We start from the raw sequence: 24,603 nt of genomic DNA, 5'->3' as shown, positions 1-24,603 counted from the left end.
TCGACCTCGCCGACCCCATCCGTGGAGGTGGGCCGGCGCTGGCCCGCGCCCGTACCGCCGACCCCCGGCAGCCGCGTTCGTCCGTCGGCGCGCCCGGAGTAGGCTGCCTCCAGCCCACTGCAAGGACTGCCCGGCATGCGCACACGAACGTTGTCCGTCCCACTGGTCGTGCTGGCGGTTCTGGCGGCATTGGCCTGGTACCTGGTCGCCGGTCGCGGTGGCGACCGGGATGACGCCGACGGGCACGTCGCAACCGCCGACCGCGAGGCACCGGATGCGGGTTCGTCCGATGGCGGGCGCCGCGGCGCCGGAGATCGGCAACAGCCGCAAGGCACGGCAACCGCGTCCGCCGGAACCGGGCAAGGCGCCGGCAACCGCCCTGCCAGCGCCGGCAGCGGTGGCCAGCCGCCGCTGCCACCGCCCGCATCCACCAGAGCAGGCGCGGGCCCGCGCGCGCTGTCGAGCGATGGCGCACAGCGCATCGCGTCGGCGGTCGCGGCTTATCGCGAGCACGACACCGACTTCGCCGACATGCAGTACCTGCTGGAGAACGAGGCGCGCGACGATGCATGGGCGGAGGCAGTGGAGGCGCGGATCGCGGCGTTCCTGCAGGCGGAAGCCGGTGGCTACAGCGGGCTCGAAATCGCGCCGCCACGCTGCAGTGCCACGGTGTGCCGGGTGGCGGCCACCGCGCTGCCGGGCCTGGACACGGAAGCACCCGAGGCCAACTGGCAGAGGCTGATGTCCAGGATGCAGAACCAGCCCTGGTTCGCGGCGACCTTCATCGACATGCAGCTGCTGGTGACGCAACGCGGTGACGCCATCGTCTATGTCGGCACCTATCTGCGAGGACCACGCTGACGCGTGCTGCCCAGGGCGAGCGCGCGGGTATGTATCCGCTGTCGCAGTCGCGCGTACAGTGCAGGTCCGCGGATGCGCAGTACGCGCCGCTTTTTTCCAGCGCCGGGACCCACATGCTCGATCTCCAGGACATCGAATGCCCGTACTGCGGCGAGGTGATCAGCCTCACGCTGGACAGCAGCGCCGGCTCGCAGCGCTATATCGAGGACTGCCACGTCTGCTGCCGGCCAATCACCGTGGTGCTGGAGGTGGACACCGACGGCGCCGGCCACGCGCACGTGCTGGCGCAGGACGATGCGTAGGCAGCCCTTCAGCCCTGCAGCGACGCCTGCAACGCCTTCGCGATCGCGGCATCGCCGCTGACCAGGTCCGCCCATGCCAGTTCCAGCCCCTTGCGCTTGCCCTTGGGCACCAGCTTCATGGCTTCGGGGGTGATGGTGAGGGTGTAGGTGTCCTCGCCGATGGTCAGTTCGCGGCGCAGGGGTCTGTCGAGTGGCGTCATCGTTGAACTCCGCGGATGGTGTGGCGGTGCGTTGGCCGGCCAGGCGGCCCGGCCTGAACATCGCACCGCGGCCACGCAGGAGATGTGAGGCTTGCGGATGCAGACGGGAGAGCAGGACTGAAAGCAACAGCTGTTGGACGTTTCTGGCGTGTGCTGCGCGCGATCCTCATCGCCGCCGTGGCCGGGTGGGGCGCGCTGGCGTTGTGGTTCCAGCTGCCCTGGCCGTGGCCGCTGCGTGCACTGGCAATCACCGCCTGGTGTGCGCTCGGCCTGCTTGCCATCGTGCGGCCTGCACGCGCTGGCCGCCGGGTGCCGGGCGTGGTCTTCGCAGTGGCCTTCGTCGTGCTGCTCGGGTGGTGGAGCACGCTTGCGCCATCGCACCAGCGCGACTGGGCCGACGACGTCGCCCGCCTGCTCGAAGCCGAGGTCGATGGCAGCCGCGTAACCCTGCACAACGTGCGCAATTTCGAGTGGCACAGCGAAACCGACTACACGCCGCGCTGGGAAACCCGCAGCTATGACCTCGACCGGCTGCAGTCGGCCGACCTGATCCTGTCGTACTGGATGGGCCCGCAGATCGCGCACACGCTGGTGTCGTTCGGCTTCGACGACGGCGAGCAGCTGGTGTTCTCGCTCGAGATCCGCAAGGAACGCCACGAGCGCTTTTCGGCGATCGGTGGCTTCTTCCGGAAGTTCGAGCAGGTGATGATCGCCGCCGACGAGCGCGACATCGTGCGCACGCGCAGCAATGTCCGCGGCGAGGATGTGTATCTGTACCGTTTGCGCATGGCGCCGGAGCAGCTGCGCACGCTGCTGCTGGGCTACATCGACAGCAGCGCGGACCTGCGCCGCGCGCCGCAGTTCTACAACACGCTGACCAGCAACTGCACCACGATCATCTTCCGGTTGGCGCGGCATATCGCGCCCACGCTGCCGCTCGACTACCGCCTGCTGCTGTCGGGCTATTTCGCCCGGTATGTCCACGACCAGGGCGGGCTGGTCCCGGGTCATGACTACGCGGAACTGCAGGCGCTGGGCCATATCAACCAGCGCGCCATTGCCAGCGACGCCGCTGCCGATGACCCTCTGGCGTTCTCCCGCGCGATCAGGCGCGGCGTGCCGGGCATATCGGAGGACGACCAGACCCATGGGGAGTAGCCGCCTGCGCCATGTCGCCATGATGCTGCTGGCGCTGGCCACGCTCGGCCTCGGCGGCTGCGCGATGGTCGAGGTCAGGTCGCAGGACGCCGGCGAATACATCGCCTCGCGCCGCGGCGACATGCTCACCACCGGCAGGCCGAGCGCCGCCACCGCCGAGACCATCCGCGTGGCGGGACTCGAGGCATCGGCGTGCAGCGCGCCCGGGCAGGAATGCATCGCGGCGCTCGCCGCGCTGCCCGGCATCAGCCAGGAGCGCCGGCTGGCCGCGCTCTCCGAGCTGTGGCTGCAGCAGGCGATGGCTGCGCCGTCCGCGCCTGCCGGGCCCGCGCGCATCGATCCGTGGCTGGAGACGGCGCGTCACGCCTATGCCTACCTGTTCTTCAGCGAGCGCAGCCCCGGCGAGCGCGCCTTCGAGGACCGCCAGACCCAGGTCCGCGACTACTACAACTACGCCACCCAGCAGGCCGGCATCGGGCTGTTCGAGGTGCTGGCGGCACGCCGCCGCGACACCGGTGCACCAACGCCCACCACGCTGGAGCACGACGGCTGGGCCATCCACGTGGACCTGGGCGGGGTGCGCCTGCCGGAGGGCGTGGACTTCCCGAAGGCGCTGGTGCCGGCCACGTCGCTGTCGTTCGACGGGCTTCGCAGCACCTATCGGCGCGAGGGCTTCGGCGCGGAGATGGTGGCGATCATGGACGACGCGCTGGCGGCGGTGGCGCCGTCGGACGCGCCATTGGGCACGCAGGCCGACGCGCAGGCCGGTGACGGGGCCCGCGCGCGTCGCCAGCGTCCGCCGGGCTGGAGCGAGATGCCTTCGCCCGGCATGACCCTGCTGTTCCGGTTCCCGGGCGAGGACCTGGCCGGCATCCTGTCCACCCGCGAGGTGCAGGTCAGCGCGCACGACCCCTACCGCGACACCGGCGTCGAACTGCATGGCCAGCAGGTGCCGCTGGCCGCCAACTTCACCGCCGGCTACGGCCTGTGGCTGGCGCGTTCCGGCTTCGCCCGGCAATCGCTGCGGACCCTGCTGGGCCGGGAAGGCGGCATCGATCGCCCGCACCTCTACCTGATGCAGCCCTACGAGCCCGACCGCCGGATCATCCTGATGGTCCACGGCCTGGCCAGCAGCCCGGAGGCCTGGGTCAACGTGGCCAACGAGGTCATGGGCGACGCCACGCTGCGGCGCAACTTCCAGGTCTGGCAGGTCTACTACCCGACCAATGCACCGATCGCGCTGAACCACTTCGCCATCCGCAGGATCCTGGACGAGGCCCTGCGCCATTTCGATCCCGAGGGCACCGCCATCGCCTCGCGCGACATGGTGCTGATCGGCCACAGCATGGGCGGGGTGATCGGGCGGCTGATGGTGTCCTCGTCCGGCGACGCGCTGTGGGATGGCCTGATCGGCGCGCGCGACCTCGACGATGGCCGCCGGCAGCGCGTGGAGCGGCGGCTGGGGCCGGTGCTGCGCTTCGAGCCGGTGCCGGCGATCGAGCGCGCGATCTTCATCGCCGCGCCGCATCGTGGCACCGAGGTGGCCGGCAACCGGCTCGGGCGCTGGGTGGCGGGGCTCATCCGCCTGCCGCTGACGGTGCTGGAAGGCATCGGCGACGTGCTCCAGGACCTCGCCGAGCCCGGGCCGGCGACCGGCCCACCGCGGCTGCCCAACAGCATCGACAACCTCAGCCGCAGCGACCCGTTCGTGCAGGCGGCCGCGCAGCTGCCGATCTCGCCACGCGTGCGCTATCACTCGATCATCGCCCGGCGCAGGGCGGAGACGCCGCTGGCGGAGTCCGACGACGGTCTGGTCCCCTATCCCAGCGCGCACCTCGAGGGCGCGCTGTCGGAAAAGATCATCACCTCCGGGCACAGCGTGCAGGAGACCGCACCGGCGATCCTCGAGATCCGCCGCATCCTGCACGAGGACCTGCGCGAAGCCGGCGTGGTGCCGCGTGTGCGCTGAGCCGGACCGGCTGCAGCGGATTGCCCGATCGTCGGCGCCAGGGCGGTTGTCGGGCCCGATCCCCACGCCCGCCGGCGCCGGAATGGGCTTGCCTCGCGGCCCGTCCCGCGCCGAGGATGGTCGGCCTTGGCATCCGGAGCGCGTCTTGAGCCGTCGCACCCTCGATATCTGGACGTCCTTCGCGCGCTGGCCCGGCGGCAGATGGGCGTTCTCCCGGCTGCTGTGCCTGAAGGCGCCGTACTTCGGCAGCATCCGTCCGCGCTTCGAGGAGCTGCGGCCCGGCCTGTGCCGGGTGTCGATACGCAGGCGGCGCGCGGTGCAGAACCACATCGGGTCGGTGCATGCGATCGCCATGTGCAACATGGCCGAGCTTGCCGGCGGCACGATGACCGAGGTGACCGTGCCGGCGACCCACCGCTGGATCCCGAAAGGAATGACGGTGGAGTACCTGAAGCTCGCGAAGTCGGACCTCGTCGCGGTGGCCACGCCACGCGCACCGCTCGACGTCTCCGCGACCGGCGAGTTCCTGGTCGACGTGGACGTGCGCGATCGTGACGACGAGTCGGTGTTCACGGCGCTGATCACCATGTGGGTGTCGCCGCGCAGGGAGCGATCGGGTGCGGCCTGACGGGGGGCGAGCGATCGCGCGGAGGCTGCCCATGGCATTGATTCTCCCGTTGTCCCTGCTCGCCACGGTCCCGGTAATCGGCGCTGATGCGTGTTTCGCGAACGCCGCTACGCAGGCGGCACTCAACCGCTGTGCCGGCGCGGAGCTCGAGGCCGCGGAGAGTGCCCAGAGCGAGGCCGGGAATGCGTATGCCGAAAGACTGGATCCGGAACAGCGCGAGCTGTTCGAGGCCATGCAGCTCCATTGGCGACGGTACCGGGATGCCGCGTGCGAATTCGAGACCAGCGGCGTCCTGGGCGGCAGCGCATATCGCATGGTGCTCGGTCAGTGTCTGGCAGCGAAAACGAGATTGCGCGCCGCTGAGCTGGAAGCTCTGGACGACTGCCAGGAAGGTGATCTGAGCTGCCCGCACCGCCGCTGAGGCGGGCTGGAAGCTGCAGCGCAACTGGTGTCCGGCTCCGGGCCAGGATGGCGACGCTGCCGATCGGAACCGGTCGATCAAGGGCGCGATGCACCCTCCAGGCAGTGCGTCTGAACCGCGTCGCCTAGTAATCGAATTCCTGGACCAGTTCGCTCCTTGCGCCGGGCTGGCGGCGGGTCAGCACGAACATGCGTACCGCCTGGTAGCTGCCTCCGATGGCGGCATCGGACGATTGCAGCAGCACGTCCTCGATGCCGTCACCGTCGAAATCGCCGCGCGCCAGCAGCCAGACGGACTGTGTCTGCCCGGGTTCGGCATACACGCCGCAGTGCGTGCCACATGGCGAGAACGTGGTCAGCGGAGAGAACAGCGCTTCCCTCCACGTTGCCTTGGGGCGTTCCCTGGCGATCTGCTGGTGTTCGGAGCTGGACATGATCATCGCGACCTGCCAGGGCAGGTGATCCGGCAGACCTTCATCGAAGGCAAGCGTGCGCAGGTGGGAGATCGTGGCCGGCTGCGCGGCCATGGCCAGCCTCGCGGCCTGGCAGTGCAGGGCGCGCGCCTGGAAGATCACATGGGTGGTTGCGCCATGGATGGGGCGCGGCCGCTGGTCCGCGACCGCGAAGTAGTCGCTGCAGGACCCGAGCGTGGCATGCATGCGGTCCTCGCCCGGTGCTTCGATGCGGACCTCGATATCGTCGACCCACGGCTCGGCCATCAGCGATCCGATGGCTTCGCGCGACACGGGCGCTGACTGCGGCTCCTCGAACCACTCGACGTCGTAGGCGATGTCATGCGGCGCCGACGTGCCGCAGGCGGTTGCCAGCACCAGCAGCGCGATACCCACGCCACCCCGGAAGCTCACCGGCTGCCCTCGTGTTCCCGTCGCCGGCGACGCCTTGCCTGCGCTTCGATCCAGTTCCCAGCTCCAGCTCCAGCTCCAGCTCCATGCCATGGCGACTCTCCTGTGTGGCGGACAGGATACGTCCTGGCTACGGCCGCTTCACGGCAGTACCGATCGTCGTGCGCACAGCGGACCGGCAAGGACGACAACGGTTCCCGGGCCGCGCTGCCGGTGGGTCACGCGTTGCGGATCGGGGCCGTGCGCGCACGGGTGGTCTTCGCATGCGCCCCGTCCGCGCTGCAGTAAGGTCGCCGCTTGCCCCCACGCCCAGGCCACCATGATCAAGCTGCTGCTGCCCGTGTTGTTGTCCGCGCTCGCCTTCGACACGCTGGCGCAGGCGCCGCTCGCGGCCCCGCCCGAGCGCTCGCCATGGGGCATCGGCGTGGCGGCGGCGGTGTCCGACAGCCCGTACGCGGGCGAGGGCACGCGGGTCATCCCGATTCCGCTGCTGTCCTACGAGGGCGAGCGGTTCTACTTCCGCGGGGTGACGGCGGGCTGGCGGTTCGTCGTTACGCCGACGTTCGAGTTCTCGGCGCTGGCGAAGGCGCGTTTCGACGGTTTCGATGTCGATGACGACCTCGACCGCGGGCAGCTGGCGCGCAATGGCATCGATGCCGACCTGCTGGAGGACCGCGACCGCGGGCTCGATGTGGGCGTGGGCATGGAATGGAGCGGCCGCGCCGGCGAGCTGCAGCTGGAGCTGCTGACCGATGCCACCGACCGCAGCGGCGGCCAGGAGGCCTCGCTGCAGTAAGGCTATCCGCTGCGCATGGGCGGTGGCGTGCTGACGCCGATCGCGGGTGCGACCTGGTGGTCCGGCGACCTGGCCGACTACTACTACGGCACGTTGCGCGAGGAAGTGGCGCGTGGGGTGGTCGACTACCGGCCGGGCGCGGTGACCATCCCGCATGCCGGGGTGTCGTTCTTCCGGCCGCTGGGGACCACCTGGTCGCTGGTCGGCTCGCTGCGCTACAGCCATCTGCCGGATGCGATCACCGACAGCCCACTGGTCGATCCCGGCACCGACGGCAGCGTGTCGATGTTCATCGGCGTGTCGCGCGGCTTCACCCCGTGGTGGCTGCGTCGCCGCTGACCTGCACGGCCGCGTGACCGGGTGCGGTGCAGGCTGGTGCGCGGTGGACCAGCCGCCGCAACGGAGACCCGCGATGACCACGCCACAGACACGCGACAGCATGAAGAAGTCGCAGCAGGAAAAGGCCCCGGCGCGCACCCCGCGCGAGCAGGATGCGGGGAAGCTGTCGAACCCGGGCGAGGGCGACAGGTCGCAGAAGCGCCAGGGCGGTCACTGACCGCGGTGAGCGAGGGCGCGAACCTACGCCCGCGATGCTCAGAACTCCGCCTGTCCCGGCAGCAGTGCGCGCAACTCGGCGTCGGTGAGGTTGCGCCATTGCCCGGGTTTCAGGTGTGCCAGCTTCACCGGCCCGATGCGCACCCGCACCAGTTGCTTCACCCGCAGGCCGAAATGCGCGGCCATCAGCCGCACCTGGCGGTTGAGCCCCTGCACGAGGGTGATGCGGAAGCCGAACTTCCCCAGCGGGCCGGTGCGGCACGGCAGCGTGGTCTGCCCGTGCACCGGCACGCCGCGGGCCATGCCGCGCAGGATCTCGGGGGTGACCGGATGGTTCACGGTCACCAGGTATTCCTTTTCCAGCTTGTTCTCGGCACGCAGGATGGCGTTGACGATGTCGCCGTTGCTGGTCATCAGGATCAACCCTTCGGAATCCTTGTCGAGCCGGCCGATCGGGAAGATGCGTTCGCGGTGGTCGACGAAGTCGACGATGTTGCCCTTCACCGATGACTCGGTGGTGCAGGTGATGCCCACCGGCTTGTGCAGCGCGATGTAGACGTGCCGGCGCTTGCCGGGTGCGGCCGTGCGCTGCTGCAGCGGCTGGCCGTCGATCATCACGGTGTCGCCTTCGCCCACCTCCGAACCGACACGGCCACGCTGGCCGTTCACCGTGACCCGGCCCTCGGCGATCAGCCGGTCGGCCTCGCGCCGCGAGCAGTAGCCGGTGTCGCTGATGTGCTTGTTCAGGCGCATGGAGTGCGTTGGCGTGGCGGTGGCGAAAGGCGCGCAGTCTGGCAGATGCCGCGGCCGGGGTCATCGACGGGGCAACAAAAAACCCCGGGCTTTCGCCCGGGGTTTTCGTCACCGCTTGCGCGGTAGAGGTCGAGTGGAACTTACTCGGCCTGGACTTCTTCGGCCTGCAGGCCCTTCTGGCCCTGCGCAACCTTGAACGAGACCTTCTGGCCTTCCTGGAGCGACTTGAAGCCGCTGCCCTGGATCGAACGGAAGTGGACGAACAGGTCGTCGCCGCTCTGCGGGGTGATGAAGCCGAAGCCCTTGGCGTCATTGAACCACTTGACGGTACCGGTTTGACGATCAGACATGGTGTTACTCCTTGGATCAGTTGAGGATGCACGGCCCGCGGTGTGCGGTGCCGGACTGTATCGAGCAAGGGGTAACGCGAAGCGATGGAGCGGATCGTCTGGAAAGGCCGCTTTCGCGACCCTGGAACCTGTGATCTACCGCATCGGAGCCACGATGTACCGTGATCCCGCTTTGAACAGTGGGTGCACCTTAGCGCACTTCCGTGCCGGTGGGTGGAATTTGTTTGCGGGGCGATTCCGGGTGCGTCTTCAGGTTCATCGTGGTGACGACGGGCAATCACTGGCCGGAACGTGCCAGCCCGGAACGTGGGTGGGCGCCCGCCGACCCGCGACATGCCGCTGCGCCGCGTACGCCTTCCTCTGCGCGACCAGCACCCGGCAACGCGCATCTCTGTGCACGCTCCTACATCTCCGGCTCGATCACCGCGTCCAGCCGATCCGACGGCACCATATATCCGCCCGCTTCCACGGCGGCGCGCACGTCGAGCAGCTGCACTTCCAGCTCACCGAGTTCATCGGCCTCCGCCACCGCGACGATATGGATGCAGCGTGCGTTGAACCACTCCCAGAACTGGCGGAACGTCCGGCCGTGCCAGTGTTCGTGGCGGATGCCGGTGTAGAGCTCGCTGACGGCAATGGTGAGCTGGTCGCGCATGGTGGCTTCGGGTGTCCGGGCCCGTGATTGTGCACGGCCGGGCCTCGCAACCTGCGATCATGCGCGCATGACCGAATCGCTTCCGTTCAACCAACTCGCGCTGTCGCCAGCCCTGCTGCAGGGCGTGGATGCGCTGGGGTACACCTCGATGACGCCGGTGCAGGCGCAGGCGCTGCCCGCGATCCTCGAGGGGCGCGACGTGATCGCGCAGGCGCCGACCGGCAGCGGCAAGACCGCCGCGTTCGGCCTGGGGCTGCTGACGCGGCTGGATCCCGCACGCATCAAGACCCAGGCGCTGGTGCTGTGCCCCACGCGCGAGCTCGCCGATCAGGTCGGCAAGCAGCTGCGCAGGCTCGCGGTCGGCATCCCCAACCTCAAGGTGTCGATCCTGTGCGGTGGGATTCCACTGGGGCCGCAGCTGGCATCGCTGACGCACGATCCGCATGTGGTGGTCGGCACGCCGGGGCGCATCCAGGAGCTGGTGAAGAAGAAGGCGTTGCATCTGGATGGCGTGCGCACGCTGGTGCTCGACGAGGCCGACCGCATGCTCGACATGGGCTTCGAGGACGCGATCCGCGACATCGCCAGACGCGTGCCGAAGGATCGCCAGGGCCTGCTGTTCTCGGCGACGTTTCCCGAGGCGATCCGCGCCCTGGCCAACGCGATGCTGCGCGACGCGGCGGAGATCAGCGTCGATGGCGGCGCGCAGCCTGCAACGATTGCCCAGCTGTTCTTCGAGATCGACCCGGCGCGCCGTGCGCCCGCCCTTGCGGCGCTGCTGCTGCGCTTCCAGCCGGAATCGACGGTGGTGTTCTGCAACACCCGCGCCGACACCGTGGAGGTGGTCGGTTCGCTCACCCATTACGGCTTCACCGCGCTGGCCCTGCATGGCGACATGGAACAGCGCGACCGCGACGAGGTGCTGGTGCAGTTCGCCAACCGCAGCTGCAGCGTGCTGGTGGCCAGCGACGTCGCCGCGCGCGGGCTGGATGTCGAGGACATCGGCGCGGTGATGAACTACGAACTGCCCACCGATGCCGACACCTACCTGCACCGCATCGGCCGCACCGGGCGCGCCGGCCGCGACGGCCTTGCGCTGAGCCTGTGCACGCCGCGCGAGCTGCCGCGCGCGACGATGATCGAGGACGCGCAGGGCCAGCCGTTGAGGTGGGAAACGCTGCAGCCGCTGTCGGGCAGGGCCGCCAACGTGCCGCCGGCGGCCATGGCCACGCTGCGCATCGATGCCGGCCGCACCGACAAGCTGCGCGCCGGCGATATCGTCGGTGCACTGACCGGCGAGGCGAAGCTGCACAAGGATGCGATCGGAAAGATCGACGTGTTCGCGACCCGCAGCTATGTCGCCATCGCGCGCCGCCAGGCTGACAACGCGCTGTCGGCCCTGCGCCAGGGGAAGATCAAGGGACGGAAGTTCCGGGTCAACAGGCTGTAACCAGCCGGACCGCGAAGGATTCGCTGGCCGGGTCGCGTCGGAGCTGGTGGCGGTCAGCGCGTCAGGATGTCGACGATGATGCCGGTGGCTGCGGCCACCAGGAGGTAGCGGTCGTCGTCCTGGCGGACCCAGCGGTGGCCTGGCGGGGGTGCGTGCAGGTGGTAGCGCTCGTAATCGCTCACCCAGTAGCCGTCGAGCTCCACGAGCGGCAGGCGCTCCCCCTCGCGCCAGGCATTCTTCACCCAGCCGGGCGGCGCGCCGTGCGGCCCGCCCGCGTGCGCCGGCGGCCCCTTGCCACGCGCATGCGGCGGCGGATCGGCGAGTGCGGCCGGGGCAGCGACGGCCAGGGCCACGGCAAGGGCAAGCATTGCGGTTCTGCTGGACATGGGCCGGTCCTCCTCGAAGTTGCCCGATGCTATGCCGGCCGAGGTGAACGCGCCGCTGCTTCAACCGTGCATGCGCGTGGCGGTGTCGTCGGCGGGCGGACGCGCGGGACCCCACTGCCGGGCAGACACCGGTCGCCACGCGCAGGCGTGGGCATCGGCCGCTACCGCGACGCGTACGGACCGAACACGGCGCGGACCCGCATGTCCTCGTTGTCGTCGTCGAGGACGTAGACACGGTACCGCGCGCCGCCGCGCTCGACGCGCACCACCACGTGGCCCTGGGTGCTGCTGGCGCTGCCGATGCCGTAGGTCGTGCTGGCGGTCGCCGGCGAGACGTTGGTGATGAAGATGTCGCGTTCGCCCGGCCAGATCCGCTCCGACGTCATGCGCCGGTAGGTGTTCACCGAGGGATGGCCGTCGGCCCGCGAGGTCACCACGATCACGCGCGGCCGCAGCGTCGCGAGGAAAGGGACGCCGTTCGCGTCCCAGCTGCCGTGGTGGTTGGCCTTCATCACGTCGACCGGGCCGCTCGCCCGGGCGACAGGCGGTTCCACGTCCAGCCAGGGCGCGGGGTGGGACGCGATGGTTTCGTCGATTGAGGACAGGTCGCCGCCGGAGAAGTAGTCGAACCTGCCGTAGCTGATCCGGAACGCGGTGCTGAGCTTGTTCTCGGTAGGCCGTTCGTCGGGCGCGAGGCCTTCGATCGGCGGGAACAGCGCGCGCGTTTCGCTACCCACGCCGGTCCAGACCGAGCCGTTGGCGTACAGGTTGCGAAGCTCGAACTGCGGGTACGCTGCGGGATCGCGCAGGAGGCGGATCTGGTCATTGCGGCCCGGCTCGAACCGTTCCACCTGCAGATCGCGATGACGGACCTGCCAGTCGAGGAAGCGACGGTAGTTGTCCACCGTGGGGTTGCGGATCGGCGCCGGGTAGTCGTAGTCCGGCCAGCCGCGATCGATGAACCGCGCGATCGGCAGCAGTTCGGCCACCTGGGTGAACCCGCTGAGCCGGTAGCCGCCGCCCGACGTCGTCAGCGGCGAGTCGGCAACGATGGCGCCCATGTGGTCGCCGTGGAAGTGCGAGACCAGCGCGTAGTCGATGCCCTCCGCGCCCGGTGGCAACAGCCGCCCGACGTAGCGGGCCACCCATTCGCCCGGCGGACGCGAGTCGTCGGGCCGGGTCGGCAGCGAGAACGGCGCCTGCTCCACGGTCTTCCCGCTGGCATCCTTGAGCAGGGTGGTGCCGTCCGGGAACACGAAGAACAGCGCGTCGCCGCGACCGGTGTTGACGTGGTGGATGTCGAGCTCGCCGTGGGACCACGCCGGCAAGGGTTCGCCCACCGGGCACCCGGAGGCCTGGCCCGGCCCTTCCGCCGTCGCCGGCGCCGAGGCTGACGCGTGCAGCGCCAGCGCGCACGCCAGCAGCGCGGGTAGCGGGCACCGCCTCCACGCGCGGCGCGCTGTCCGCGCCGCGGGTCTCATGCCCGTTCCACTCCGGGCCGACCATGTTCGGTCACCAGCCGGGCGACGACGTGCTTCTGCCCGCCGGCGACGGATACCCGGTCGATCGCGACCACGTCGGTGCGCCAGCGGTCGCCGTCGATCTCGAACAACTGGTAACCCCGCCTGTCGTTGACCAGCGTGGTGTGGGGGTTGTCCGACAGCGTGTCCTTCCAGCTGTCCGGTATGTCGGTCCCGTCGCCGCCCGAGGCGATCGAGGTGGTGACGTACTCGGTGGCGATGGGCGTGCTGAGCAGGTCGTCCGGATCGGAGGGAACCACGCCGGCGTGGTGCTTGTGGACGTCGCCCGTGGCGACCACGACATTGCCCAGGCGGCGCTGCGCGATCATGTCGATCAGCCGCTGCCTTGCCTGCGGGTATCCGCTCCACGAATCGGTGTTGAGTGGCCCGGCCGGCCGGCTCTGCGGATAGCGGTACGGCATCATCATCACCTGCTGCGCCAGCAGGTGCCACCGTGATCCGCCGTCCAGGCCCTGTGCCAGCCAGCGCTCCTGCGCCTCGCCGATGACCTCCTCGCCGACTTCGTCCTGCCCGCGGCAGGGCCGTTTCTTCTCCAGGAGCGCGGGGTCGCAGCGCTGCTTGGTGCGGTACTGGCGGGTATCCAGGAGATGCACGCGCAGCAGGCTTCCGTAGTCGAGGCGGCGATGCATCGTCAGGCCATCGGTGCGGGGAAACTGCGCGCGGCGCACCGGCATGTTCTCGTACCACGCCTGCATCGCGACATGGCGGCGCAGCGCGAACACCTCCGGCGGCACGCCGTCCTGGTCGTAGACGCCCGTCCAGTTGTTGTCGATCTCGTGGTCGTCCCAGGTGCACAGGAAGGCGGCTGCAGCATGCGCGGCCTGCAGGTCCGGGTCGGTCTTGTACTGGGCGTAGCGGCGGCGATAGTCGTGAAGCGTGTAGATCTCATCACCGACGTGCTGCCGGGGAACGCGGTTTCCCGCGGCATCGGTCACCGACTTGCCGGGCTTGCCCGCGCCTTCGTAGATGTAGTCGCCGTAATGGAATACGGCGTCCAGTTCCGGCTCCCGGCTGAGGTGGTGGTAGGCGGTGTAGTAGCCGGCCTCCCAGTGCTGGCAGCCCGCCACGCCGATGCGCAGCCGGTCCACCTCGGCGCCGGCCGCCGGTGCGGTACGTGCCACGCCCGCCCGGCTCATGGCCTCGCTGCCGACGCGGAAGCGGTACCAGTACGGCCGCTGCGGCCGCAGGCCATCCACCTCGACGTGCACGCTGTGGCCAAGCTCGGGGCGCGCAATGGCATCGCCGCGGAGCACGATCTTCTCGAACCGGTCGTCCTCGGCCACCTCCCACAACACCGGGACGGCGACCATTGGCATCCCGGCGTTTTCCGCCAGCGGCTCGGGCGCGAGCCGCGTCCAGATCACGAAGCCGCCGGGCAGGGGATCGCCCGAGGCCACGCCCAGGGCGAACGGGTCGCTGTGGAAGGCGGGCGAGGCCCACAACCTGCCCACGGGGCCGAGGCCGGCGAACAGCGCCATCGCGCCTGCGCCCGACAGGAACTTCCGGCGATCGAGGGATACGGTTTTCATCATGCGCGCTCACTTCTCAGGCAGGCGGTCGCCGGGCGCGCCGAGACGGCGCACCCGAGAGATGCCGGCAGGTTCAGAACCGGGCGCGCAGGCCGATCGAGCCCCTGCGGCCGCTGGTGATGTAGATCTGGCTGTGGTGACCCTTCTCGCTCAGGCCCGTTTCGCCGTTGGAATAGACGGTGTGACGGTTCTGGTCGAAGAGGTTGTTGACGCTGAAATAGGCTTCCAGGCCCAGCCAGTTGCCCTGCGTCCTCGGAATGATGGTGAAGGCGCCGGACATGTTCACTTCCAGGTAGTCGTCGAATGGCTGCTTCTGGTTCATGACCACGCCGAAGGCGTTGGTGATGTTGCCGGTGAGGCCGCGATCTTTTTCGTCGCTCCACACGGTATTGAGGTTCAGGCGTCCGCGGCCATGGCGCCACGCCAGGCCGAGGTTGGCCACTTGCTGGGCGACGCGCGGCATGACCACCGACGGGTTGGTATGCGTATAGGAACCCCGCACGGTCAGGCCGGCCAGCGCGCCGGGCAGATAGTCCATGGCGTGATTGAACTCGAACTCGTAACCGTTGACGCTGATGTCATCGGGCAGGTTGGCGCGGGTGGACACCAGGTCGACCGGTTCGTCGCCGTCGTAGCCGAACTCCTCGCGGGTCATGGTGACGTCGCGGATCAGGTCCTTGATCGTGTTGTGGAACACGCCGAAGGCGACCAGTCCGACCGGCTCGAAGTACTTCACCAGCCGCAGCGAAAGATTGTCCGAGTACTCGGGCAACAGGTTGATGTTCGGCGCGCTCAGCACGTTGCCGTCGTCACCGCCGTAGTTGACCGACCACACGCCTGCCAGGTCTCCCACCTCGGGGCGCAGGATGGTCCTGCTGTATCCGGCCTGGAGGTCGAAGCCGTCGCTGAAGCTGTACTTGAACGACGCGCTGGGGAAGAGGTCGTCGTAGCTTGCCTTCCGGGACATGCGGGGATTGGTGAAGTACTGGTACTCCAGGCCCTCGACCGTGGTCGCGCGCCCGGTCGTGGGGTTGACGGCGTAACCCGCGGCGGCGAGCTGGTCCGGTCCCAGCGGGTCGAAATCGTGGCTGGTGGTCCTGGTCTGCTCCCAGCGCAGGCCGCCCCGCACCGTCAGCTTTTCGGTCAGCTCGGCCGTGCCCATGAAGTAGAGCGCGTTGATCTGCTCGTCCATGGCGTTGGCGTTGGCCACGTTGGCGTTGTACCACTGCGCCGGCGTCAGGCTGTGCACCCATTGGCCCGGGTCGGCCTTCATCATGTCGTAGATCTTGGCGAGGCTGTACACGTACAGGTCGCCCCCGCCCAGCGTCGTGACGTTCATGCCCGACTCGCCGCTGTGCCAGTCGTTGGCACTCTGGATCGCGCGCAGGAATTCGGTGTTCGTCAACGGACCGTTGTAGGTCCAGATGTTGGCGTCGGAGGTGTTGCCGAACTCGTACTCGCCGCGCGTGGACTTCGCACCGGTCTTCCAGGTGACCGCCACGTCGCCGATGTCCTGGTAGAACTCGAAGTTCAGGCTTCCGCCGCGGTAATCGAGGTCGGCGCGGCTGCCGCTGGTGGTCCGGATCGACGGACGCGTCGAGTTGCCCAGGGCGCCGGCATACGAGCCGATGCTGTAGCTGTCGGGCAGCGACCAGTCCGGCCCGCTGATCTGCCGGATCTGCCAGTCCTGGTGCATCCAGTCGCTGCGGGACGCGCTGTAGTTGCCGGTCGAGGTGATGTTGTTCAGCACGTCCGACACCTGGCCCTTCTTGCCGGAGTCGTAGCGGCTTTCGGACTGCGCGGAGAACATGTTGCCGTCGAACTTGAACCGCTCGTTCTGCCACACGAAGCTCGGCACGAAGTTGCGCGAGTAACCGAGCTTGTAGGTATAGGTGTAGTTGGTATTGAGGGTGTTGGTAGTCGCCGGATAGTTCGTGGTCCAGTCCAGCGACGGGTCGCCGCTGGACGCGCGCGAATTCGAGAACGTCGGCGTTATCGTGCTCGGATCGATGTCCCCGCGGCTGACATTCGCAGCCAGCGACAGGATCAGTTCGTCGGTCGCCTTGAAGTCCACCGCCAGCTGGGCGACGCGGCGGTTGTACTCGCGGTCGTAGCCGGCGCCGGCGATCGAAGTCACCGCATACGGATACGGGCTGGCTGGGGTGGCCACGTAGTTGCGCCCCGAGGTGATCTGCGCCTGCTCGACCAGGTTGGTCACGCTGCTGATGCCGGCGGCGATGCCGAGGCGGTTGTCCATGAACACGTCGGCGTAGTTGATGGTGGTCGCGGGCAGGAACTTCCTGTCGTAGCCGCCCTCCATCCAGCCGGTGTTCTTGCTGTCCCACAGGCCGGCGTGGGTATTGCCGCCGACCGCCACGGTGATGCGGCGTCCCCTGGCATCGAACGCGCGCCTGGTGCGGATGTCGATGGTGCCGGCCGGGGCGTTGGCGTCCATGTCCGCGCTGGTGGTCTTGTAGATGTTGATGGAGTCGACGCCTGCAAGCGCGGACTGCTCGAAGCTGAAGGTGCGAGAGCTCGACGAGTTCGCATCGATGCCCGGCAGGCTGATTCCATTCAGGGTCACGCCGGTGTACTTGGCGGGCAGACCGCGCAACGAGATGTTGCGAGGTGCATCGTCCGCGACCACATCGAAGTCCACACCCGGCATGTACTTGAGGAATTCCCCGGGGTTGCCGTCGGCGATCTCCCCGAAGCTGTCGGCGGACAGCGTGTTGGTGATGTTCATCGAGGCGCGCTGCTCCATGATCGCGCGCGCATCGCCTTCGCGCGCGCCGACCACCTGCACCGTGTCCAGCGAAACGGCTTGGTTTCCGCCGGTGGCGGTGCTGAACATCTCGATGACCGGTTCGCTGGTCTCGCCGGCGCGGACTTCCACCGCTTGTTCGACCGTGCCGAAGCCGGTGAACTCCACCGTCAGGCGCCTGATGCCCGACGGCACGCCCGCGATGCGGAACTCGCCACGGTCGCCCGACAGTGCCGTCTGGCGGCCATCGATCCGCACGCGTGCATTGCGCAGGTATTCGCCGGTCGCGGGATCGAATACGCGGCCGAGGATCGTGCCGGTCGTGGCCGCGGTGCCGGCTTCGGACTGCACGCGTACCGGCTCGCGTTCGTTCGCGAAGGCCTCGGGAGATGCACAAAGGACGGCCATAACCGCGCTCGACAGCGCGGTCTTCATCAGTGCGGACATGGGGCTGATCTCGGTTGCTGGAGGACGGGAGCGACGCAGGGGCTGCAACCGCGCGCTTCGCACTACTGCGCTCCGGAGAAGCGCGACCCGTCCTGGACTGCGTACGTCGCCAAGCGGGCGGCGTGCCTCGCCACCCTGTGCCCCGACGCACCCTTCCCTCTCGGATGCGTCGGCGGCAATCATCATGGGGATGTGTGACAGCGCATTGACATATGTCCTGTTCTGCGCGGGACGGTTCGCGTTCCCCACGGCCACGCCGACGCAGCTGGACACAGGAGCGCATGCGCGTTCGGTGCGCCGGGATCCACCTCGGGTCCGCCCCAGTTTCGGCATCGGGCGCGGATGCCTAGTCTGCTGCGCGTCCATCCGGAGCCTTCCGATGCTCGACGCGATCAATCCGCTGGCGCAGTCGCCGCTGCACCCTTTCCAGGCCATGAAGCCGATGTCCGCACTCGATGCCGCGGCGTCGGGTCTCGATCTCGAACGCCATCTTGCCGACCTTGCCGACAGCGGCGCGCTGCCGGACTTCCTCGGCCAGGTCGATGACGCCATTGCGCTTGCCGTGCAGTCGCCGGTGTTCGGTGAACAGCTCGATCCGCTGCTTGGTCGCATCCAGGCCGCGCTCGAAGGCATGTCCACGCGCGGGCTCGACGCCGCCACGCGCGAGACGCTGGAGGGCACTATCGAGCGACTGGGCGAACACCTCGGCGCCGAAGGCCCCGACGCGCCCGATGGTACCGGCCGGGTACCGGGCGGTGGCCTCGAGGCGCACGAGGATGTCGGTGGGCATCTGATCGAGCGCCACGTCGGCAAGAGCGAGCAGTGGCTGGTGGACCGCGTGCGCCGCGAGAACATCAGTGCCGCCTCCAGCTTCGTCGACCTGCCTGCCGCCGAGCACTTCGTGTCGGCCACCCTCGACGAGCATCAGGACCGTATCGATGCCTGGCTCGATGGACAGGGCGGCAACCGTCTGGTGGTGGATGCACGCTTCGATGCGAGCACCGGCATCTCGGTGAAACGTGGCGACAGCGACGCTACCGATGTCCATTCGGTGCGGCTGGTGCTGGAGCGGTCGGACCGTCTGGACATCGGCTATAGAATCGTCACCGGTTATCCGACACCGCCCTGAGCGCCGAGCCGATGAGCGATTACCCGCACCTCGAGAACTTCCTTGCCGCGTACTTCCACCAGGACTGGCAGACCGAACACGGCAAGCCGGAAGGGGTGATCGACTACTACCGTGAGTCGGAGTCGCCCGCGCAGGTCGAGGCGGCGGCCGAAGACATCGCACGGCTGTTGTCACACGACCACGACGAGGCCGCGCTGGGCGCCATCGCACGCGACATGGGTTGCGAATACGATCCCACGGAGGACGGCGCCACCTGGCGCGCCTGGCTCCAGCGGCTCCACGACCTGCTGCTCGGCAAGGGCTGAACCCGTCGCCCCGTCCGCAAGCGGGGCGGCAATGGCTCGGCGCGCGCGCTACCGCACCAGCTGCAGGAAGTGCAGATGGCGCTGGTACTGGTCGAGGACGTCGTGGATCAGTGCCTCGCGGCGCCAGCCCATCACGTCATATCCCTGTCCGCCCTCGCGCAGGTGCACCTCGGCGCGGTAGTCGACATCGTCGGTGTCGCGTTGCTGGCGGCGCGGGTCGGACAGTATGAAGCTCGGCGGTTCGTAGGCCTGCGGGCGCACCGAGTAGAAGAAATCCATCTCCTCGCCGTGGCCGACTTCCACCCAGACGCGGCCGTCGTCACCGGTTTCCACGCGGGCATCGAGGCCCTGCCGGCGCAGTTCCTGCGCGACTTCCTCCATCGCCGGGCGTACCTGTGAATCGATGAAGGCGCGCACCTCGGCCAGGGTGGGGTGGCGCACCAGCGCCTGCAGGCGCGCCTTCCAGTTCTCGCCGCCCAGGCCCGCCGGCAGCAGCCGGGCGTCGCGGGTGCTGCGCTGCTTCACCATCTCCAACTGCATCGCCCGCAGCAGGCCCCAGCACATCAGAATCATCACCACGGTGAAGGGCAGGGCGCTGGCGATCGCAGCGGACTGCAACGCCGCCAGTCCGCCGGCGATCAGCAGCGCGATCGCCACCGCCCCGACCAGCAATGCCCAGAACACGCGCTGCCACGTCGGGGACTGCTCCTCGCCGCGGCTGGTCAGCATGTCGATCACCAGTGAGCCCGAGTCGGCCGATGTCACGAAGAACACCACCACGATCAGCACCGCGAGGCCGGACGTCAGCGACGCCAGCGGGAATTCCTCCAGGAAGCGGAACAGGGCGACCGAGGTATCCGCCTGCACCGCGTTGGCCAGATCCGTGACGCCCTCGACGATCACCAGGTGCAGCGCGGTGTTGCCGTAGATGGTCATCCACAGGAAGGTGAACCCCAGCGGCACCAGCAGCACGCCGAGTACGAACTCGCGCACCGTTCGCCCGCGCGAGATGCGCGCGATGAACATCCCCACGAACGGCGACCAGGCGATCCACCAGCCCCAGTAGAACAGGGTCCAGCCGCCGATCCAGCTGGTGGGCTCGTAGGCATAGAGGTTGAACGTCATCGCGAACAGGTTGGAGATGTACATGCCGGTGTTCTGCACGTACGCCTGCAGCAGGTGCACGGTCGGCCCTGCCAGCAGCACGAATGCAAGCAGCGTCACCGCCATCAGCATGTTGAGTTCCGACAGCCGGCGCACGCCGCGGTCGAGTCCGGTCATCACCGAGACCGTCGCAATGAGCGTGATCACCGCGATCAGTACGACCTGCATCACCACGTTGACCTCCATCCCGAACAGGTAGGCCAGGCCGGAGTTGATCTGGATGACGCCGAAGCCGAGCGAGGTCGCCAAGCCGCACATCGTGCCGAGTACGGCGAAGGTGTCGACCGCGTGGCCGATGGGCCCGTGGATGCGTTCGCCGATGATGGGGTACAGCGCCGAGCGGATGCGCAGCGGCAGGCCATGGCGGTAGGCGAAATAGGCCAGCGACAGCGCGACCACCGCATAGACCGCCCACGCGTGGATGCCCCAATGGAAGAAGGTGATGCGCATCGCACTGCGTGCCGCGGCGATGGTGCGCTCGTCGCCGACCGGCGGATCGGCGTAATGCATGATCGGCTCGGCCACCCCGAAGAACATGAGGCCGATGCCCATCCCCGCGGCGAACAGCATCGCGAACCAGGTGCGGTAGCTGTAGTCCGGCCGGCTGTGTTCCGGGCCGAGCCGCAGCGTGCCGAAGCCGCTGATCCCAAGCGCGATCACGAACACCAGGAAGCCCGCGACCGCGGCGATGGTGAACCAGCCGGCATCGTTGGCCACCCAGTCCTGCGCGCCCTGGAACACGGCCTCCATGCGCGTGGGGATGACGAAGGAGAGCAGCACCAGTGCGATCACCAGACCGGCCGACGGCAGGAACACCGGCCACAGCACGTGCGCGAAGCGCTCCCGGGTGGCAGGTGTTTCGTCGGATGGGGTCATGGCAGGTCCTCGATGCAGTGGCGACGCCGCGGCGATGATGCGGTTGCGGCCGGGGCGACAGTGTGGAGGAGCCCCGCGGGAAGAGCTGCTGTCATGCAACAGTTGGGCGCTGGGCCATGCCCGCGGACGTGGGCTACCCTGCGCTGCCGCATCCCCGGTGTCGCCATGCGCACGCAGTACATCCTTCCGGCCCTTGTGCTGCCATTGCTGCTTGCCGCCTGCGCCGGCGGCACGCTGCGCATCGACGACAGCCATCCGGCCGCGGTGCAGGCCAGCCGCGTACAGCACCTGGTGCTGCACTACACGGTCGCCGACTTCGAGGAATCACTCGACATCCTGACCGGCCACGAGCGCGGCGTGTCGGCGCACTACCTGGTGCGCAACGATCCGGTGCGCATCTACCGGCTGGTACCGGAAGAACGGATGGCGCGGCACGCGGGCGAGAGCTACTGGAACGGTGCGACCGCACTCAATGCATCGTCGATCGGCATCGAGATCGTCAATCCGGGCTGGGTGGACACGCCTGATGGCCGGGTCTACGCGCCCTTCCCCCAGGCGCAGGTGGATGCGGTGATCACGCTGGTGCGCGACATCGTCGCCCGCCACGACATCGCCCCGTCGCGGGTGCTCGGCCATGCCGACATCGCGCCGGGACGCAAGCAGGATCCGGGCCCGATGTTCCCTTGGAAACAGCTGGCCGACGCCGGCCTCGTGCCGTGGCCTGACCCGCGGCAGCTGGCGCAACGGCTGGCCGATTCCCGCGTGCAGCCGGTGCCGGACATCGACTGGTTCCAGCAGCGGCTGGCGGCGGTGGGTTACCGGGTACCGAACAGTGGCGAGCTCGACGCCCCGACGCGCGACGTGATCAGCACGTTCCAGATGAAGTACCGCCCGGCCGACATCGCCGGCGAGCCGGATGCGGAAACCGCCGCGCTGCTGGATGTGGTGTCGACACCCGGCGGCATGCGGGTGGCGGATCGGCAACTGCCCTGAGGCACCGCACGTCGCGCGACCGCTCGCGGCCTACTCGCCCTGGTACTGCTTTTCCTCGACCAGGGCCGAGCCGGCGACGCGGTTGATCTCGTTCTTGACCTGCACCCGTTCGCCGTTGGTGGCGTAGACGCTGCGCGCAAGCTGGATGAAGCGGTCGTCGAAACGCTGCGCGGCTTCGCACTCGCGCAGCGCGTCCTGGATCTCCCACATGCGGGCGTTGATCGCATGCAGCCGGGCCTTCAGTTCGCCGAGCACCGGCTGCCGCGATTGCTGCGCGTCCCACAGCGGCACCAGCCCATCGAGTTCGGCGCGCACGTTGCGGCGCTTGGCCTCGTCGTCGATGCGCTCGGCCTTGAGCTCGAGGATGGTGATCTTGTCGACGAGTTCGCCGATGGACACGGGCGTGAGGAGGGTATGCATCGCGAAGGCGGGGACGGGACTGGGAGCGCATCATGATAGCCCCCGCGACCCGTGCGACCGGATTCACCCGATCGTGAATCGGGCTTCGCGAAGGTCGTGCGCATGGAAGCGCCGACGCTGTACCTGGTCCACCTCGACCCACCGCCGCCGGACGGCGAGACGGTTGCGCATGGGTTCGAGCTGGCGCGGGGGCTGTACGTGGTGAGCAGCTGGGACACGCGCTCGCGGCTGTACCACGCGGTCAAGCACCGCTGGCGGCCTCATCGCCTGCTGGTGGCGCCGCTGGCGGACGCACCGAAGTTCCACGGCATGGCGCCCGGTGCACTGAAGTGGGTGCGCGGGCAGGTGGAATGAACGCTGGAGCCGCCGCCACCCCGGCGACATACTGCGCGGAGCCCTTCGACAGGAAGCACCGCATGGCTGGATCCGGCTGGTCACGTCGCCAACTGCTTGCAGCGCTCGGCGCCGTGGGGACCTGCGCGCTGCTGCCGTCGGTGCGTGCGGGTACGCCGCAGGCATTGCTGCTGCGCGATGTAAGGCTGGTCGATGGCACGGGTGCACCGGCGCGCGCCACCGATGTGCTGGTACGCGACGGCCGCATCGCGCAGGTCGGCCGTGCAGCTGCGCGTGCACCGCGCGGCGCCCGGGTGGTGGACGGCGGCGGCCGCGTACTCACACCGGGCTTCATCGACCTGCACGTGCATGGGAATCCGCTGGAAGCCTCGTACGCCAGCTTCCTCGCCATGGGCGTGACCACCGTGGTGCTGGGCCAGGACGGCAGCAGCCCGGCCGGCGCCGCTGCCGGCGGGTTGCGCGGATGGTTCGATGCGGTCGAGCGCGCGGGGCCGGACATCAACGTGGCCGCGCTCGCCGGCCATGGCACGCTGCGCCGGCAGGCCGGCATCGCCGATGACAGGCGCGACCCCGATGCCGCCAGCATCGCGCGGATGCGCGAACTGCTCGTCGCCGACCTCGATGCGGGTGCCTTCGGGATGTCCACAGGGCTGGAATACGTGCCCGGTATGTACGCCGGCGCCGCGGAACTGTCGGCGCTCGCCAGCGCGGTGGCCGCGCGCGATTGCGTTGCGATGAGCCACATGCGTTCGGAGGACGACGACCGCGTGGAGGCCTCGCTGAGCGAGCACATCGAGGCCAGCCGCCCGGCACGCACGCACGTGTCGCACCTGAAGGTCGTGTACGGGCAGGGGGAGTCGCGCGCGGAGCGGCTGCTGGCGGCGCTCGACGCGCATCGGCGCGGCGGCGTGGACCTCACCGCCGACGCCTATCCCTATGTCGCCAGCTACACCGGCGTCGGCATCCTGTTTCCGGACTGGGCGTTGCCGCCGCACGATTACGCCCGGGTGCTGGCCACGCGGCGCGACGAACTGCGCGGCGCACTGGTCGAACGCATGACCCGCCGCGGCGGCCCGCAGGCACTGCTGTTCGGCAGCGGTCCGCATGCGGGACGCACGCTGGCGCAGGTGGCCGACGCGATGGGCCTGGCGTTCGCCGATGCCCTGCTGGAGATCGGGCCCCGCGGTGGCAGCGCCGCGCATTTCGTGATGGACGAGGGCCTGCAGGTGCGGCTGCTGGAGGATCCGCACGTGGCGATCGCCAGCGACGGTGGGCCGGGCATGCGGCATCCGCGCGCCACCGGCACCTTCGCACGCTGGATCGAACGGACCGTCACCAGCGGCGGGGTCCCGCTCGAGGAAGCGGTGCGCAAGGCCACCGCGTTGCCCGCCTCGATCCTGCGACTGGCCGACCGCGGCATCGTGCGCGTCGGCGCGGTCGCCGATCTCGTGCTGTTCGACCCGGCGCGCGTGCAGGCGCGTTCGGACTACATCGATCCATTCGCGCATGCGCAGGGTTTCGACCTCGTCGTCCTCGCCGGCGTGCCGGTGTTCGAGCAGGGCGAACGCACGGGGCGTGCGGGGCAGGTGCTGCGATCCATGTTGCGGTGACAACGCGCATTCGGCATTCGGCATGCTCCCGGCCAAGTGTGGCTGCAGGCACCCGGTTGATCGGCCGTCTCCGGAGCAGCGCCGCTCTTCCAACTCCGGGCCATGTCGTATGGCTGAAGTGGCTC

Annotated in this window: 24 protein-coding genes and 1 pseudogene; 14 read left to right on the top strand and 11 right to left on the bottom strand. The window is 68.9% G+C overall.

Going from position 1 to position 24,603, the window contains the following annotated elements:
- The first annotated feature begins 135 nt into the window (after positions 1 to 135).
- Positions 136 to 861, top strand: a complete 726-nt coding sequence (locus ERL55_RS12945; protein ID WP_164972204.1) for a hypothetical protein — start codon at positions 136 to 138, stop codon at positions 859 to 861.
- Positions 862 to 974: 113 nt separating this feature from the next.
- Positions 975 to 1,163, top strand: coding sequence for a CPXCG motif-containing cysteine-rich protein (locus ERL55_RS12940; RefSeq protein ID WP_129136782.1), 189 nt, complete (start codon positions 975 to 977; stop codon positions 1,161 to 1,163).
- 8 nt (positions 1,164 to 1,171) lie between these two features.
- Here ERL55_RS12940 and ERL55_RS12935 read toward each other — a convergent pair whose 3' ends face one another.
- Positions 1,172 to 1,363, bottom strand: coding sequence for a hypothetical protein (locus ERL55_RS12935; RefSeq protein WP_129136781.1), 192 nt, complete (start codon positions 1,361 to 1,363; stop codon positions 1,172 to 1,174).
- A 150-nt stretch (positions 1,364 to 1,513) separates the two neighbouring features.
- On the opposite strand from ERL55_RS12935, the gene ERL55_RS12930 reads away from it, so the two are divergent.
- The 4 genes from ERL55_RS12930 to ERL55_RS12915 all read left to right on the top strand — a co-directional run bounded on the left by ERL55_RS12930 (position 1,514) and on the right by ERL55_RS12915 (position 5,539).
- The gene (locus ERL55_RS12930) at positions 1,514 to 2,521 is read left to right on the top strand and encodes a DUF4105 domain-containing protein (RefSeq protein ID WP_241685773.1); all 1,008 of its coding nucleotides are present in this window, start codon (positions 1,514 to 1,516) and stop codon (positions 2,519 to 2,521) included.
- Positions 2,511 to 4,490, top strand: coding sequence for an alpha/beta fold hydrolase (locus tag ERL55_RS12925; protein WP_129136780.1), 1,980 nt, complete (start codon positions 2,511 to 2,513; stop codon positions 4,488 to 4,490). Before ERL55_RS12930 ends, ERL55_RS12925 begins: the two co-directional genes overlap by 11 nt.
- Before the next feature lie 145 nt (positions 4,491 to 4,635).
- Complete coding sequence (locus tag ERL55_RS12920) at positions 4,636 to 5,118, top strand: hotdog fold domain-containing protein (protein WP_241685772.1); 483 nt, start codon at positions 4,636 to 4,638, stop codon at positions 5,116 to 5,118.
- 31 nt (positions 5,119 to 5,149) lie between these two features.
- On the top strand, positions 5,150 to 5,539 hold the full coding sequence (locus ERL55_RS12915) for a lysozyme inhibitor LprI family protein (protein WP_129136778.1): 390 nt from the start codon (positions 5,150 to 5,152) through the stop codon (positions 5,537 to 5,539).
- 124 nt (positions 5,540 to 5,663) lie between these two features.
- Here ERL55_RS12915 and ERL55_RS12910 read toward each other — a convergent pair whose 3' ends face one another.
- The gene (locus ERL55_RS12910; RefSeq protein ID WP_164972203.1) at positions 5,664 to 6,494 is read right to left on the bottom strand and encodes a hypothetical protein; all 831 of its coding nucleotides are present in this window, start codon (positions 6,492 to 6,494) and stop codon (positions 5,664 to 5,666) included.
- On the opposite strand from ERL55_RS12910, the pseudogene ERL55_RS15205 reads away from it, so the two are divergent.
- Positions 6,493 to 7,536 (top strand): annotated as a pseudogene (locus ERL55_RS15205) (MipA/OmpV family protein). The gene ERL55_RS12910 and the pseudogene ERL55_RS15205 overlap by 2 nt on opposite strands.
- Positions 7,537 to 7,609: 73 nt before the next feature.
- On the top strand, positions 7,610 to 7,753 hold the full coding sequence (locus tag ERL55_RS14965; protein ID WP_164972201.1) for a hypothetical protein: 144 nt from the start codon (positions 7,610 to 7,612) through the stop codon (positions 7,751 to 7,753).
- Between the two features lie 38 nt (positions 7,754 to 7,791).
- Here ERL55_RS14965 and ERL55_RS12895 read toward each other — a convergent pair whose 3' ends face one another.
- The 3 genes from ERL55_RS12895 to ERL55_RS12885 form a co-directional block, all read right to left on the bottom strand.
- Entirely contained in the window at positions 7,792 to 8,505 is a 714-nt protein-coding gene (locus ERL55_RS12895; protein WP_129136774.1) for a pseudouridine synthase, read from the bottom strand.
- 140 nt (positions 8,506 to 8,645) lie between these two features.
- The gene (locus tag ERL55_RS12890; RefSeq protein WP_100321765.1) at positions 8,646 to 8,855 is read right to left on the bottom strand and encodes a cold-shock protein; all 210 of its coding nucleotides are present in this window, start codon (positions 8,853 to 8,855) and stop codon (positions 8,646 to 8,648) included.
- A 403-nt stretch (positions 8,856 to 9,258) separates the two neighbouring features.
- A complete protein-coding gene (locus ERL55_RS12885) occupies positions 9,259 to 9,510 on the bottom strand; it encodes a hypothetical protein (RefSeq protein ID WP_129136773.1) in 252 nt (83 codons plus the stop codon).
- Between the two features lie 67 nt (positions 9,511 to 9,577).
- Between ERL55_RS12885 and dbpA the strand changes: the two genes are divergently transcribed.
- Positions 9,578 to 10,960 carry an ATP-dependent RNA helicase DbpA gene (gene dbpA, locus ERL55_RS12880; RefSeq protein ID WP_129136772.1) on the top strand — a complete coding sequence of 461 codons (1,383 nt, stop codon included), beginning with the start codon at positions 9,578 to 9,580 and terminating at the stop codon, positions 10,958 to 10,960.
- Between the two features lie 53 nt (positions 10,961 to 11,013).
- Here dbpA and ERL55_RS12875 read toward each other — a convergent pair whose 3' ends face one another.
- From ERL55_RS12875 to ERL55_RS12860, 4 genes are all read right to left on the bottom strand, one after another.
- Positions 11,014 to 11,346 carry an RcnB family protein gene (locus ERL55_RS12875; RefSeq protein WP_241685771.1) on the bottom strand — a complete coding sequence of 111 codons (333 nt, stop codon included), beginning with the start codon at positions 11,344 to 11,346 and terminating at the stop codon, positions 11,014 to 11,016.
- 161 nt (positions 11,347 to 11,507) lie between these two features.
- Positions 11,508 to 12,686, bottom strand: coding sequence for a hypothetical protein (locus ERL55_RS12870; RefSeq protein WP_129136771.1), 1,179 nt, complete (start codon positions 12,684 to 12,686; stop codon positions 11,508 to 11,510).
- A gap of 137 nt (positions 12,687 to 12,823) precedes the next feature.
- Positions 12,824 to 14,416 carry an alkaline phosphatase D family protein gene (locus tag ERL55_RS12865; RefSeq protein WP_164972200.1) on the bottom strand — a complete coding sequence of 531 codons (1,593 nt, stop codon included), beginning with the start codon at positions 14,414 to 14,416 and terminating at the stop codon, positions 12,824 to 12,826.
- A 73-nt stretch (positions 14,417 to 14,489) separates the two neighbouring features.
- Entirely contained in the window at positions 14,490 to 17,627 is a 3,138-nt protein-coding gene (locus ERL55_RS12860) for a TonB-dependent receptor (protein WP_164972199.1), read from the bottom strand.
- A gap of 379 nt (positions 17,628 to 18,006) precedes the next feature.
- Here ERL55_RS12860 and ERL55_RS14960 point away from each other — a divergent pair, with 379 nt between their 5' ends.
- Both ERL55_RS14960 and ERL55_RS12850 read left to right on the top strand, forming a co-directional pair.
- Complete coding sequence (locus ERL55_RS14960; protein WP_164972198.1) at positions 18,007 to 18,756, top strand: RNase A-like domain-containing protein; 750 nt, start codon at positions 18,007 to 18,009, stop codon at positions 18,754 to 18,756.
- A gap of 11 nt (positions 18,757 to 18,767) precedes the next feature.
- Entirely contained in the window at positions 18,768 to 19,061 is a 294-nt protein-coding gene (locus ERL55_RS12850; protein ID WP_129136767.1) for a contact-dependent growth inhibition system immunity protein, read from the top strand.
- A gap of 48 nt (positions 19,062 to 19,109) precedes the next feature.
- Here ERL55_RS12850 and betT read toward each other — a convergent pair whose 3' ends face one another.
- The gene (betT, locus tag ERL55_RS12845) at positions 19,110 to 21,101 is read right to left on the bottom strand and encodes a choline BCCT transporter BetT (protein WP_129136766.1); all 1,992 of its coding nucleotides are present in this window, start codon (positions 21,099 to 21,101) and stop codon (positions 19,110 to 19,112) included.
- 165 nt (positions 21,102 to 21,266) lie between these two features.
- Here betT and ERL55_RS12840 point away from each other — a divergent pair, with 165 nt between their 5' ends.
- The gene (locus tag ERL55_RS12840; RefSeq protein WP_129136765.1) at positions 21,267 to 22,094 is read left to right on the top strand and encodes an N-acetylmuramoyl-L-alanine amidase; all 828 of its coding nucleotides are present in this window, start codon (positions 21,267 to 21,269) and stop codon (positions 22,092 to 22,094) included.
- Between the two features lie 30 nt (positions 22,095 to 22,124).
- On the opposite strand, the gene ERL55_RS12835 is transcribed toward ERL55_RS12840, so the two are convergent.
- The gene (locus ERL55_RS12835) at positions 22,125 to 22,514 is read right to left on the bottom strand and encodes a DUF6165 family protein (protein ID WP_129136764.1); all 390 of its coding nucleotides are present in this window, start codon (positions 22,512 to 22,514) and stop codon (positions 22,125 to 22,127) included.
- Between the two features lie 102 nt (positions 22,515 to 22,616).
- On the opposite strand from ERL55_RS12835, the gene ERL55_RS12830 reads away from it, so the two are divergent.
- Together ERL55_RS12830 and ERL55_RS12825 are read left to right on the top strand one after the other, a co-directional pair.
- Positions 22,617 to 22,868 (top strand): hypothetical protein, encoded by a 252-nt coding sequence (locus ERL55_RS12830; RefSeq protein ID WP_129136763.1) that lies wholly within the window; start codon positions 22,617 to 22,619, stop codon positions 22,866 to 22,868.
- A gap of 62 nt (positions 22,869 to 22,930) precedes the next feature.
- Positions 22,931 to 24,478 (top strand): amidohydrolase family protein, encoded by a 1,548-nt coding sequence (locus ERL55_RS12825; protein WP_164972197.1) that lies wholly within the window; start codon positions 22,931 to 22,933, stop codon positions 24,476 to 24,478.
- Positions 24,479 to 24,603: the final 125 nt, after the last annotated feature.

The organism is Luteimonas sp. YGD11-2, from assembly GCF_004118975.1.
Taxonomy (GTDB): domain Bacteria; phylum Pseudomonadota; class Gammaproteobacteria; order Xanthomonadales; family Xanthomonadaceae; genus Luteimonas; species Luteimonas muca.
The sequence above is the reverse complement of the archived record's forward strand: the minus strand, read 5'-3'. Positions and strand labels throughout refer to the sequence as shown.

Excerpts from the sequence above, each read along its gene's own strand:
- ERL55_RS14965 (WP_164972201.1), top strand. The coding sequence starts at position 7,610 with ATGACCACGCCACAGACACGCGACAGCATGAAGAAGTCGCAGCAGGAA.
- ERL55_RS12935 (WP_129136781.1), bottom strand. The coding sequence starts at position 1,363 with ATGACGCCACTCGACAGACCCCTGCGCCGCGAACTGACCATCGGCGAG.
- ERL55_RS12835 (WP_129136764.1), bottom strand. The coding sequence starts at position 22,514 with ATGCATACCCTCCTCACGCCCGTGTCCATCGGCGAACTCGTCGACAAG.
- ERL55_RS12890 (WP_100321765.1), bottom strand. The coding sequence starts at position 8,855 with ATGTCTGATCGTCAAACCGGTACCGTCAAGTGGTTCAATGACGCCAAG.
- ERL55_RS12825 (WP_164972197.1), top strand. The coding sequence starts at position 22,931 with ATGGCTGGATCCGGCTGGTCACGTCGCCAACTGCTTGCAGCGCTCGGC.
- ERL55_RS12940 (WP_129136782.1), top strand. The coding sequence starts at position 975 with ATGCTCGATCTCCAGGACATCGAATGCCCGTACTGCGGCGAGGTGATC.
- ERL55_RS12840 (WP_129136765.1), top strand. The coding sequence starts at position 21,267 with ATGCGCACGCAGTACATCCTTCCGGCCCTTGTGCTGCCATTGCTGCTT.
- ERL55_RS12895 (WP_129136774.1), bottom strand. The coding sequence starts at position 8,505 with ATGCGCCTGAACAAGCACATCAGCGACACCGGCTACTGCTCGCGGCGC.
- ERL55_RS12915 (WP_129136778.1), top strand. The coding sequence starts at position 5,150 with ATGGCATTGATTCTCCCGTTGTCCCTGCTCGCCACGGTCCCGGTAATC.
- ERL55_RS12865 (WP_164972200.1), bottom strand. The coding sequence starts at position 14,416 with ATGAAAACCGTATCCCTCGATCGCCGGAAGTTCCTGTCGGGCGCAGGC.
- ERL55_RS12850 (WP_129136767.1), top strand. The coding sequence starts at position 18,768 with ATGAGCGATTACCCGCACCTCGAGAACTTCCTTGCCGCGTACTTCCAC.
- ERL55_RS12910 (WP_164972203.1), bottom strand. The coding sequence starts at position 6,494 with ATGGCATGGAGCTGGAGCTGGAGCTGGAGCTGGGAACTGGATCGAAGC.
- dbpA (WP_129136772.1), top strand. The coding sequence starts at position 9,578 with ATGACCGAATCGCTTCCGTTCAACCAACTCGCGCTGTCGCCAGCCCTG.
- ERL55_RS12875 (WP_241685771.1), bottom strand. The coding sequence starts at position 11,346 with ATGTCCAGCAGAACCGCAATGCTTGCCCTTGCCGTGGCCCTGGCCGTC.
- ERL55_RS12885 (WP_129136773.1), bottom strand. The coding sequence starts at position 9,510 with ATGCGCGACCAGCTCACCATTGCCGTCAGCGAGCTCTACACCGGCATC.
- betT (WP_129136766.1), bottom strand. The coding sequence starts at position 21,101 with ATGACCCCATCCGACGAAACACCTGCCACCCGGGAGCGCTTCGCGCAC.
- ERL55_RS12945 (WP_164972204.1), top strand. The coding sequence starts at position 136 with ATGCGCACACGAACGTTGTCCGTCCCACTGGTCGTGCTGGCGGTTCTG.
- ERL55_RS12860 (WP_164972199.1), bottom strand. The coding sequence starts at position 17,627 with ATGTCCGCACTGATGAAGACCGCGCTGTCGAGCGCGGTTATGGCCGTC.
- ERL55_RS14960 (WP_164972198.1), top strand. The coding sequence starts at position 18,007 with ATGCTCGACGCGATCAATCCGCTGGCGCAGTCGCCGCTGCACCCTTTC.
- ERL55_RS12830 (WP_129136763.1), top strand. The coding sequence starts at position 22,617 with ATGGAAGCGCCGACGCTGTACCTGGTCCACCTCGACCCACCGCCGCCG.
- ERL55_RS12925 (WP_129136780.1), top strand. The coding sequence starts at position 2,511 with ATGGGGAGTAGCCGCCTGCGCCATGTCGCCATGATGCTGCTGGCGCTG.